The 11561-nt window shown below is 37.2% G+C and carries 12 protein-coding genes; 7 read left to right on the plus strand and 5 right to left on the minus strand.

All coding sequences use genetic code 11. From position 1 onward, the window contains the following. Window positions 1-5: 5 nt before the first annotated feature. Window positions 6-1259, plus strand: a complete 1254-nt coding sequence (locus CLU97_RS07505) for a TCR/Tet family MFS transporter (RefSeq protein ID WP_121487375.1) — start codon at window positions 6-8, stop codon at window positions 1257-1259. 106 nt (window positions 1260-1365) lie between these two features. Next, window positions 1366-2166, plus strand: a complete 801-nt coding sequence (locus tag CLU97_RS07510) for an arylamine N-acetyltransferase family protein (protein ID WP_121487376.1) — start codon at window positions 1366-1368, stop codon at window positions 2164-2166. A 96-nt stretch (window positions 2167-2262) separates the two neighbouring features. Here the strand turns inward: CLU97_RS07510 and CLU97_RS07515 are convergent, their stop codons facing one another. Beyond that, entirely contained in the window at window positions 2263-3207 is a 945-nt protein-coding gene (locus CLU97_RS07515; protein ID WP_121487377.1) for a hypothetical protein, read from the minus strand. Window positions 3208-3511: 304 nt separating this feature from the next. On the opposite strand from CLU97_RS07515, the gene CLU97_RS07520 reads away from it, so the two are divergent. From CLU97_RS07520 to CLU97_RS07535, 4 genes are all read left to right on the plus strand, one after another. Continuing rightward, window positions 3512-3853 carry a twin-arginine translocase TatA/TatE family subunit gene (locus tag CLU97_RS07520; protein WP_105701607.1) on the plus strand — a complete coding sequence of 114 codons (342 nt, stop codon included), beginning with the start codon at window positions 3512-3514 and terminating at the stop codon, window positions 3851-3853. A gap of 2 nt (window positions 3854-3855) precedes the next feature. Further along, on the plus strand, window positions 3856-4422 hold the full coding sequence (locus CLU97_RS07525) for a phosphatase PAP2 family protein (RefSeq protein WP_121487378.1): 567 nt from the start codon (window positions 3856-3858) through the stop codon (window positions 4420-4422). Then, complete coding sequence (locus CLU97_RS07530; protein WP_121487379.1) at window positions 4419-5231, plus strand: tetratricopeptide repeat protein; 813 nt, start codon at window positions 4419-4421, stop codon at window positions 5229-5231. The genes CLU97_RS07525 and CLU97_RS07530 overlap by 4 nt, the downstream gene beginning before the upstream one ends. A 67-nt stretch (window positions 5232-5298) precedes the next feature. Next, entirely contained in the window at window positions 5299-5751 is a 453-nt protein-coding gene (locus tag CLU97_RS07535) for a tRNA (cytidine(34)-2'-O)-methyltransferase (RefSeq protein WP_121487380.1), read from the plus strand. Window positions 5752-5916: 165 nt separating this feature from the next. Here the strand turns inward: CLU97_RS07535 and CLU97_RS07540 are convergent, their stop codons facing one another. Next, window positions 5917-6390 carry a 23S rRNA (pseudouridine(1915)-N(3))-methyltransferase RlmH gene (locus CLU97_RS07540; RefSeq protein ID WP_121487381.1) on the minus strand — a complete coding sequence of 158 codons (474 nt, stop codon included), beginning with the start codon at window positions 6388-6390 and terminating at the stop codon, window positions 5917-5919. 281 nt (window positions 6391-6671) lie between these two features. Here CLU97_RS07540 and CLU97_RS07545 point away from each other — a divergent pair, with 281 nt between their 5' ends. Next, window positions 6672-7685: a YihY/virulence factor BrkB family protein gene (locus CLU97_RS07545; RefSeq protein ID WP_121487382.1), complete on the plus strand. Its 1014-nt coding sequence runs from the start codon at window positions 6672-6674 to the stop codon at window positions 7683-7685. Here the strand turns inward: CLU97_RS07545 and nhaA are convergent. The 3 genes from nhaA to CLU97_RS07560 all read right to left on the minus strand — a co-directional run bounded on the left by nhaA (window position 7682) and on the right by CLU97_RS07560 (window position 11549). Further along, on the minus strand, window positions 7682-8860 hold the full coding sequence (nhaA, locus tag CLU97_RS07550; RefSeq protein WP_121487383.1) for a Na+/H+ antiporter NhaA: 1179 nt from the start codon (window positions 8858-8860) through the stop codon (window positions 7682-7684). The genes CLU97_RS07545 and nhaA overlap by 4 nt on opposite strands. A 2-nt stretch (window positions 8861-8862) precedes the next feature. Next, the gene (locus CLU97_RS07555) at window positions 8863-11073 is read right to left on the minus strand and encodes a RelA/SpoT family protein (RefSeq protein WP_121487384.1); all 2211 of its coding nucleotides are present in this window, start codon (window positions 11071-11073) and stop codon (window positions 8863-8865) included. A gap of 110 nt (window positions 11074-11183) precedes the next feature. Beyond that, window positions 11184-11549: a hypothetical protein gene (locus tag CLU97_RS07560; protein ID WP_121487385.1), complete on the minus strand. Its 366-nt coding sequence runs from the start codon at window positions 11547-11549 to the stop codon at window positions 11184-11186. Between the last annotated feature and the right edge of the window lie 12 nt (window positions 11550-11561).

Below are 11561 nucleotides of genomic sequence, written 5' to 3' on the forward strand. Positions count from 1 at the left end.
CCATCATGGAAAATTCAAAGAAAAAAGCGGCTATAGGCTTCATATTTATTACTTTACTGATCGACATTACAGGGTGGGGTATCATTATTCCTGTGGTTCCTAAATTGATTGAGGAGCTTATTCATGCAGACATCAGCGAAGCTGCAAAATATGGCGGCTGGTTAGGATTTGCCTATGCATTTACACAGTTTATTTTCTCTCCGCTCGTAGGAAACCTGAGTGATAAATACGGACGAAGACCTATTATCCTGATTTCACTCTTTGGATTTGCAATAGATTATATCTTTCTTGCTTTGGCTCCTACTATTTGGTGGCTGTTTTTAGGAAGGGTTATTGCCGGGATTACGGGGGCCAGTGTCACCACTGCCAGTGCCTATATTGCAGATATTTCAACGGATGAAGACAGGGCTAAGAATTTTGGACTGATTGGTGCTGCCTTCGGTCTTGGATTCATTATAGGGCCTGTTCTGGGTGGAGTTCTTGGCCACTATGGTGCCAGAGTACCTTTCTATGCAGCTGCGGGATTATGCTTGCTTAATTTCCTGTATGGATATTTCATCCTTCCTGAAAGTTTGGATAAAGATAAAAGAAGGGAATTCGACTGGAAGCGCGCCAATCCTATTGGTTCATTTAAATTTTTAGGTAAACACCCTGAAATTTCAGGACTTATCGTTTCACTGATATTGATTTATATTGCTGGTCATGCTGTACAGAGTAACTGGAGCTTTTTTACGATGTATAAATTCAGCTGGACGGAAAGAATGGTGGGAATTTCACTAGGAGTAGTAGGTTTATTAGTAGGCCTTGTACAAGGTGGACTTATCAGATATACGACACCAAGGCTGGGAGAGCAGAAAAGCATTTATTACGGACTGGCTTTCTATGCTTTAGGAATGTTGTTATTTGCTTTTGCTTCCGAAGGATGGATGATGTTTGTATTTTTGGTGCCTTACTGTTTAGGAGGAATTTGTGGTCCGGCTTTGCAGTCTGTTATCACGAAAAGCGTTCCTTCCAACGAACAGGGAGAGCTTCAAGGGGCATTAACGAGTTTAATGAGTGCTACATCTATTATCGGACCTCCAATGATGACGAACCTGTTCTACTATTTCACGCATGATGAAGCACCTTTCAAATTTTCCGGAGCACCGTTCTTTTTAGCGTTTGTTCTAATGGCGATCAGTGTTGTGATTACGTATTCTGCTTTTCAGAAAAAAGGAAAAGATGTCGTAGATGTAACCTCGAAAAAAGATCTTCATTAACAATAGATTTGTTCTATTCCGAATATATATGCTGTTCCGGGTTCAATCTATTCAATAATTTTACAGAAGTAGTTTTTACTTACTTTTGAAACCCAAAAAACAAATTATGAATACATCAGAACTGGAAAAGTATTTCGAAAGAATTCATTTCTCGGGAACTCCGGAATTGAATATGGAAACGTTAAGAAAAATACACCAGCTTCATCCCAAATATATTCCTTTTGAGAATATTGACCCTTATACAGGAACAGTTCCTTCTTTAAAAGTTGATGATATTTTCAAAAAACTGGTTCTCGAATCCAGAGGTGGATATTGTTATGAACAGAATCAGCTTTTGAGTGAAGTTTTAAAAGCTTTAGGTTTCAATGTAAAACTTCAGCTTGGAAGAGTAGTATGGGGCAGGCAGGAAGACAGCATTGCTGCACAAACCCATCTGTTGCTTATTGTAGATTTTGAAGGGAAAAAATATGTGGTAGACTGCGGTTTTGGAACGGCAACTCTTACAACACCCATTCTTTTAAATGAAGAAGATCAGCAGCAAACCCCCAACGGAATATTTAAAGTTTCTAAAAAAGAAGAAACCCATACACTCTGGATGTGGAAAGAACAGTGGCTTCCGGTGTACCGCTTCATAATTGAGCATGTAGAGCCAATTGACCTTGATATTTCCAACTGGTATTTGTCCACCCACCCGGATTCTCATTTTAAAAACAGACTGATTCTTTCAAAAGTAGATGAAAATGCCCGTTATACTTATACTGACGGTGTTTTGAATATACGGTCCAATGATGGTGAGAAAGAATCTATATCTATAGAAAATGACATGCAGCTGTATGAAATTCTGGTTAATACTTTTGGGCTGAAAGAGAATGCAATAGAAGCCTTGAAATCTAAAGTAAATGCTTAATAAAATTTAAAAAAAATATCATTTTTGAAAATAAAAAACGGGAAGCTCGCAGAGCTTCCCGTTTCGTTTAAAATCAGATTTTTATTATGAAAATAATTATGGGTAAAGGGATTTTGTCCCGTTACTTACAATATTACTGCCTAACCCTGAGAATGATACCGTGAAATTACTTGAATTAAAGCTTAAAGAACCTGTAGGAGTACACATTCCTAATGCATAACGGCATTGCCCATAAGCACCTGTTTTCTTAGTGATTTTGCTCTCGCTTTTTGCTTTTCCTAAGCTGATATATCCCCAGTCGCTTACATCCGCATTGGAAACGGTAGACCCGGAATAATAAATCGTAATTTGGTATCCAGCTTCTCCTCTCTTGGATCCCCATAGCCAGTTGGCCGTCCACCATTGTTTATACCAGGTAGAAACCACTTTCGCAGCCTGATTGTTAGAAGCCTCCGAATTTCCACGGGTGTCCATCATGACAAGTCCCCCGAAAATATTATCCCAGATAATTCCTGAATCATTATAAAAACAGACAGTGGTAAATTTTCCATCTTTGCTGTTCCATGTAATTTCCATGACATTGGTATCGGATTTTACTTCTTCAGTAATAGCATCTTTTAATCCCTGTTGCGCTGTTGTAAGATCTTCACCAGTATACAGATCACCAATTTTCCCAATTTTTACGGAAGACGGATCCATAATGTTTCCAGAAGCAATGTACTGGTCTTTATCAGTAATCAGGCTTTTGGAAAGCTCAATTCCTTTTGGAGTAATTTTTCCCAAAACAGCTACTCCTGCAATCTGTAAATCATTTTTCAGATACGTTTCAAGATTTTTTTGAGATTCATTCAGTTGAAGTTGAACGGCATCAGGAACCACTTTTGATGGGAGAGGAATAATTTCCTTTTTCAGATCATCTGCGGTTATTTTTGCCTGTGTCGTTTCCTGTTGGTTCATTTCGTTGTTTTCGTCACGGCAGCTTTGGAGTGCCAGTACTGAAAGTACAGCGAAAACTTTAAAAGTAGTCACTAATTTTTTCATATTAAATATTTATTAGGTTGTGTATCATAAATATACAGAAATGTTACGTAATTCTCATTGTTTTGAATTAAGTATTTGTTAATTAATAGGTAGGAGGTGGTAGATAGCAGGAATTAGGGATTAGGGATTAGGGGTGAGTTTGAGAGTTTAAGGTTATGAGTAACCCGTAACTTGCAACATCCAAAAAACCAACAACAAATTAAACTCGTACCCCGAAACCCCAAGAACTTTATAAAATCTTAAAATTTGTTTAAATTTTTAGTTTACAGTCCGTAAATGCAATAATCTTTTGTAATTTTACGCCATGGAATTAAGCATTGGAGAAATGGCACTCATTGCCATTGCAATCGTTGTATTATTCGGTCCGGATAAACTTCCTCAGATTGCGCGTGACTTAGGTGCAGGCGTTAGAAAAATGCGTGGAGCAGTAGAAGATATTAAAACTGAAATCATGAAGGAGACAGATAACCCTGTTTCTGAAATCAAGCGTGAGATTGAAAAGGTAAAAGATGCTGCAAAGGATTTCAACCCGATGAATGATATTAAGAAAGATATTCTTACGGAGCCTTCTTCTGTAGCTTCTAATGAACCTCCAAAACCGAAGCCGGCGGATGATGATACTTACGAAGGACCTGTAAGCAGATAATCATGGAAGAGATTATTCAGGAAGATAAAGCGGTATTTCTTTACCTTAACAATTTGGGCGATTCATCTTTCGACCAGTTTTGGATGCTGATTTCCAGTACCTGGATCTGGGTGCCTCTTTATATTATATTCCTTTATTTTTTATACAAAAGTTATAAACTAAGATCTTTAGTTTTTATCCTTATATTTTTGGCTATTGGTGCAACGGTTTCTGATCAGTTGGCCAGTGTTTTCAAATATGGTGTGGCAAGGCTGAGGCCGTGCCATGATCCTACTTTGGAGCATCATATGAGAATCGTGAAATGCGGCGGACAGTATGGTTTTTATTCTGCCCATGCTTCCAATACCTTCTTTTTGGCTTCTTTTTTAAGTATTTTATTGAAAAATAAACTTAAATGGTTTCCATATGCTATATTTGTATGGGCTCTGGTGGTTTCCTACAGCCGTATATATTTAGGAGTGCATTTCCCGATAGATATTTTGGTGGGGGCGTTTGTTGGATCTTTATTGGGAGTGATATTTGGTGCACTCGCCAAAAAAGTGATCAATAAACAAGCTATAACCTTATGAAAAAAAACTTATTACTAGTAACTTCCCTCTGTGTTTCCCTTAATTTCTATGCCCAGGATAAAAAACTGGCTGAAGAATGTTTTAACAAAGCCGATTATAAATGTGCCGAAGAGCAGTATTTAAAGCTGGCAGAGAAAGAACAGATTCAAAAATTTCAATCGGAATATTACGATTATCTTGGAACATCTCAGAGAAGACTCGGAAAAAGCACCCAGGCTTTTAAATCTTATGAATCTGCCCTGAAAGCAAACCCTTTGTCAGTTTCTGTGTATGCCAATCTTGCATCACTTTACAGCCAGAAAGGAAATAAGGTGAAAGCGCTGGAATATATTGAAAAAGGACTTCAGGTGAATGCCGAAACTCCGGATTTATACCTTACCCGTTCCAAAATTTACGACAGCCAAGGGAAAAAAGATCTTGCCATTAAAGATCTTAATCAGATTCTGACTTTTGCTCCTGACAATCTTTTTGCCAAAACAGGATTGGCCAATCTGAAAAAGAATAATGGCGATCTGGAAGGTGCTTTAAAAGATTATAATCAACTTCTTTCCGAAAAACCGGAATCATTGCTTTACAACGGACGTGCAGATGTTTATTTTAAAATGAAAAAATACAAGGAAGCGCTTACAGATGCCAATAAAGCAATTTCCATAGACCCGAAATTTGCACAATCTTATGTGAGCAAAGCAATGATCCTGTTCGATACTTCCAAAATTAAGGAAGCCTGCGAAAATCTTGATAAGGCTGTAGCTTTAGGCTATGAAAAAGCAGTGCTGACAGATGTTTATGCTAAATGTGTAAAGAAATAAATTACAAAATTCCAATCCAGATCATATAAATAAATCCATACTAAAAAACGAATAAAGAGATAGAGAGATGTTGAATATTGTTCTTGTAGAACCCGAAATACCCAATAATACAGGAAATATCGGAAGACTATGTGTAGGAACCGAAAGTAGGTTACACCTAATTCATCCGTTTGGATTTGTGATTAATGATAAAAACCTGAAACGTTCCGGATTAGACTATTGGGTACATCTCGATGTTACTGAATATGCAGATGTAGAGGAATGGGTTAGCAATATTCCAGATCTGTCACGCGTTTTTTTAATGAGTTCACATGCTGAAAAATCATATCTGGAAACTGAATTTCGGGACGGTGACTGGCTGGTATTCGGAAAGGAGAGTGTAGGGCTTAGTAAAGAGGTTCTGGACCGTTTTGAAAACCATTTAACCATTCCTATGTCGAAGCTCATCAGAAGCTTTAATATTGCCAATTCCGTTGCTTTTGTAGTAGGGGAGGCAAAGAGACAGATCAGTCTGAAATAAAAAAGAGGTTGTCTCAAAAATGTCATTCTGAATACAGACTGGAGATCTGCGAACGTAGTTCAGAAATGTAATGAAGAATCCCATACTTTTGGTTATAATGAGATTCTTCCTTTGTCAGAATGACAAAAGCCAAATTATTTGACTTTTGGGACAATCTTTTTTGTTTTAATCATTATGATAAGGTTTTCCCTGCAGAATCTGATCAGCGCGGTAAAGTTGTTCAACAATAAAAAGGCGGATCATCTGATGGGTAAAAGTCATTTTAGATAAAGACATTTTTTCATTCGCTCTGCTGTAGATTTCTTCAGAAAAGCCATAGGCTCCTCCAATCAGAATATGTACTTTTTTCACAGAAGAATTCATCCATGTATCTATTTTCTGCGAAAATTCACGGCTGGTAAACTGTTTTCCTTTTTCATCAAGAATGATAACCAGATCGGTTTTATCAATGTGGTTTAAGAATAACTTAGCTTCCTCTTTTTTAAGAAGGTCAGAAGACAGATTTTTAGCATTTTTAACATCCGGTATTTCAGTAATTTCAAAATTCCAGTGTTTGGGTAAACGGTTAAGATAATAACTGATTAAAGACGTAATTTCCTTATCATCTGTTTTACCGATACAAAGTAAACTGATTCGCATTGTGTGAGAAGTTTCAGAGTGCAAAGATAGGGTTTCGTGGTGAATTTGTTGCTGGTTTTTTGGTTTCGAGTTGCTAGTATATTTTGTTGCAGGTTTTGGGGTGCTGGTTCTTTTTGTTGCGGGTCACCTTGAACCTTAGACTCTAAAGCCCTTCGACTCTCAAACTCTCAAACTCAAAACCACTAATCCCTAAAACCTGCCACCTACTACCTAACATCTGCCGTCTATCTTTTCCCTATTTAATTTAATTCCCCTACCTTTGTATAAAGACAAACAGATCGATGAGTGTAAAGGTTCCTAAATTTATTTTGAAGATTCAAGAGTTTTTTGACAGCATCCATATTCCTGTTTTGGGAATATCGCTTTGGCAGATGTTTCAGATCTATATCTCAGGGATTTTCAAAGGTAAAATAGGAAGAAAGGCTGCTGCCATTTCCTGGAGCTTTACCATCAGTTTATTTCCGTTTATTCTGTTTTTGCTTTCCGTTTTGCCTTATATGCCGCATTATGACAAGCTTCAGTTCTATATTTTTGATGTTTTGATGCACAATGTTTTCCCTTCGAATATGGAAGGTGATGTGAGAGGTTATATAGAAAAAAGTATTATTCCGAATATGAGGGGAATCAGTAACCTGACCATCGTTCTGGCACTTGTTTTTGCTACAAATGGTACATTTTCTCTGATTAATGGTTTTAATGAAAATTCGGATGAAAAACTGAGCGATGTAAAGGAGTTTATTCTTTCATTTTTTATCACCATAGGTTTTATTACTATTGTCTTCCTGGCACTTTTCGGAGTGTATTATGTGGAGGTTGTAATGAAGCTCTTTACACCGGCTTATGATATCACCTGGCTTGTAGATAATCTTTCCAGCATTATTGGATTTGTTTCTTTTCCTCTTTTTTATTTTATACTGCTTACTTTATTTTACTGGCTGGGAACGGTGAAAATTTCAAGATTCCGTCAGGCTGTTCCGGGTGCTATTTTAACTACTATTCTGTTTGTGGTGACTACCTATATTTTCGCCATTTATGTAAAGGATATTGCAAGGTATAACGTACTGTACGGATCCATCGGAAGTATGATTCTGCTGATGGTTTGGGTAAATGTGAATGTGTATCTTCTTCTATTTGGGAATGAGCTGAACATGGCAATCAGAAAGCTGAGAATAGAAAAGCTGCTGTCTGATGAAATTCAGAAAGAAACCATCCATTATCATTCTCAGTTTACAGAACCTAATTTTGACAGTGATGAGGAACATCAAAGAAAACTGGATAATCTGAAGAAAAATTAATTTTCTTCCAGATCTGGATTTTCTTTTGAACTTACACTCAATATGGTAAACCCTGCAATGGCCGCTACAAAAGAAGCAATCAGGATAGCAAATTTCGCTTCATCCTGAATTTCAATTTCACCTTTAAAGGAAAGCAATGCAATGAAAATGGACATGGTAAATCCGATTCCGGCCAATAAACCTACGCCAATCATTTGAAGCCAGTTGCTGTTTTGAGGCAGAGAACTGAGTTTTAATTTGATAGCGATTAGTGAAAACAAATTGATTCCTATTAATTTTCCTAACACCAGACCACAAATAATTCCCAATCCTAATGTACTCGTAACCCCAGCCACCATTTCACTGGAAAAAGTGATATTGGTATTAGTCAAAGCGAATATTGGCATAATGAGAAAGCTTACCGGAATGTGAAGCTGATGCTCCAGTTTTTCCAAAGGCGAAATTTCTACATTAGACGCGTTGGTTGGAATGGAAAATGCCAGTAAAACCCCTGCTATGGTTGCGTGAATTCCGGAATGATGAAGGAAATACCATAGAAATAGTCCCGGAATAATATAAAATATCGTTTTGGTTACTTTTAAAAAATTTAAAACAAATAGGAGAGCCGTTACTCCAAAAGACAATAGAAGATAGCTCCAGTGGATTTGCTCTGTATAGAAAATGGCAATCACGAGGATGGCTCCAAGATCGTCTACAATAGCGAGTGCCGCTAAAAATATCTTGATAGAATTAGGGATTTTTTTTCCAAGCATCGAAATGATAGCCAGCGAGAAAGCAATGTCTGTAGCCATAGGTATTCCCCAGCCATTGCTGTATTCTGTACCTGTATTGAAAATGCTGTAGATGACGGCCGGAACAAGCATTCCGCCTACGGCAGCAAAAATAGGAAGGGAGGCATTTTTAAAAGAGGAAAGCTCGCCTTCCACAAGTTCGCGTTTTATTTCAAGACCTACTAGAAGGAAAAATATGGCCATTAATCCGTCATTGATCCAGATGCTGACAGGATATTCCAATCCGAAAAGGTGAGTGCCAACCTCTTTATCCAAAAAATGCTGAAAGTTCTCTGCAGCAGATGAATTGGCAATAAGCAATGAAATAAGTACACAGAAAATAAGAATAATTCCTGAAGACTGGCTGTTGTTGAAAAATTTTTTAAAATAAAGAGATAAATTCATGTTTATGATTGTAGTCGCCTCACTATGGAAACACCATTAATACTTTTAAGTTTTTTAAAGGTCTCTTCCAGCTGACCTTTATTTTTGACTTCGAGATTGATATTTCCTGTGAAAACACCATTGTTGGATTCAATAGACATGCTTTTCATGTCCATTCCCATACTTCCGCTGATAACGGTAGTGATATCATTAATCATTCCCATTCTGTCCAATCCTTCAATTTCAATTTTTACTCTGTTTTTGAAGCTTTCAGCATTCACCCATTTGGCCGGAATGACACGGTAATCATACTGTGCTCTCAAATTAATAGCATTCGGGCAGGTATCACTGTGAACTTTAATTCCGTCTGAGATGGTGATGAATCCGAAAATTTTATCACCCGGAATCACTGTACAGCATTTTGCATAGCTGTAGTTCAGTTTTTCTTCATCTTTTCCAAAGACAATCATGTCAAGGTTTTCTTCTTTATGTTCCTCGAAATGCTGGCTTTTATTAGGTGATTTTCTGAACCTTGAAAGTAAATTGTTGAATACATTTTTACTTTCAATATATTTTCTTAAGCTGCTAACATCCAATTCGTTAGTTTGAAATTTAAGAAAGAGTTCCTGAGAAGATTTTAAATTAAAGAACTTCTGGAGCTTATTAATTTCTTCATCATTAAAATTGATTTTCGCATGACGAAGTTTTCTCTGTAAAATTTCTTTTCCTTCCTCTACCAATTGGTTTTTTTGAGAATTCAGATAACTTTTGATCTTGGATTTGGCCTTCGAAGTTACTACGAATTCCAGCCAGTCAGATTTTGGTTTCTGATTCTGTGAAGAAAGAATGTCTACCTGATCTCCGTTTTGAAGGATATAGGAGATTGGAACCAGCTTTCCGTTGATTTTAGCTCCTAAGCACTTCATTCCCAGATCAGAATGGACTGAGAAAGCAAAATCTAAGGCTGTAGCATTGGTTGGCAGAATTTTAATTTCTCCTTTCGGGGTAAAGACAAAAACTTCTTTAGAATATAAATTAAGCTTAATATTATCCAAAAGTTCTGAAGTGGAAAGGTTCTGCTGCTGTTCCAGTACTTCACGGATTTCTGTTACCCATTTTTCAAAGTTTCTGTCGTCCGAACTCTGTTTGTAGCCTTCTTTGTATTTATAATGGGCAGCAACCCCTTTTTCGGCAATTTCGTCCATTCTTTCAGAACGGATCTGTACTTCAATCCACTTTCTGTCTGGTCCTAAAACCGTTAAATGCAGACTTTCGTATCCTGTAGAACGGGGTTGGGTAATCCAGTCACGCATTCTGGAAGGATTACTGTGGTAAACATCCGTAACGATAGAGTAGATTTTCCAGGCAAGGAATTTTTCATTTTTCGCATCCGATTTATAAATAATCCTGATGGCATAGTTATCAAAAACTTCCTCAAAAGAAACTCCCTGTTTAAGCATCTTTCTGTAGATGGAAGAGATGGCCTTTGCGCGGCCTTTAATTTTAAAGTTTAAACCTTCTTCACCAAGCCTTGCCGATACTTCTTTTGTAAACTCATTGATATATCGCTCACGGTTTTCCTTGGCAAGTTCCAATTTTTCCGTAATCTCGTTATATACTTCGGGGCTGTTATATTTTAAGGAAAGGTCTTCCAGCTCAGATTTGATGTTGTACAATCCAAGACGGTGAGCCATGGGCGCATAGATATAAACCGTTTCTGAGGCGATTTTTTTCTGCTTGTCCGGAGCCATGCTTTCCAAAGTCCTCATATTATGAAGACGGTCTGCAATTTTGATCAGAATAACCCTGAAATCCTCGGATAATGTGAGTAACAGTTTCCTGTAATTTTCGGACTGTACAGAAATATTCTGGTGATTCATAATGGAAATTTTGGTCAATCCATTCACGATATTTGCAATTTTTTCACCGAAGATTTTTTTCAGATCATCGTAGGTATAATCGGAGTCTTCAATCACATCATGCAAAAGCGCACAGGCAATAGAAGTTGCTCCCAGACCAATCTCTGTAGCTACAATTTTAGCAACAGCAATAGGGTGGTAGATGTAAGGTTCTCCGGATTTTCTCCTTTGATCCTTGTGGGCATCCAGAGCAATGTCGAATGCCTTTCGGATGAGCTTATTATTTTCCTCATCCAACGTTCTGTATGTATTAGAAATCAGATCCTTATATCTTGCTAGGATCTCTTTATTCTCTTGTTCTAAATCGTAACTCATTTGTGTGCATGCCTATAATATCACGAAAATACGAAATTTTTTAATTTTTTCAAAGATAAAAGATCCGCAGTATGCACTACGGATCTCCGGCTATTAGATTTTTATATCGATTAGAATTTCACTTCAGAATTCATTCCGTCACTGGACGTTTTGATTTTAATATCAGGGCTGTTCTGAATTTCAGCTCTGTTTCTAGCATCAATATACTTTTTGATGGTATCGTAATTGGTTTCATTGATGTTCATGTTTTCAAACAGGTATGATTTCAAAGCAGCATTCTGAACAAAGGCATTCCGTGCAAGGTCAATCTGGTTAATATCTTTTACAGTAACGCTGGCCAGATATTGGGAATTATTAGAACCTTCATTAAGGTATACAATGTAATCTGCATTTTCAAATCCTGAGTTCTCCAGATCACTTTCCAGTTTTTTGTAGTCGCTGTGATGAGCAAATACTCCAGCTAATATATGTGACATAGTTAATTGGTT

It is taken from the genome of Chryseobacterium sp. 7 (genome assembly GCF_003663845.1).
Classification (GTDB): Bacteria; Bacteroidota; Bacteroidia; order Flavobacteriales; family Weeksellaceae; genus Chryseobacterium.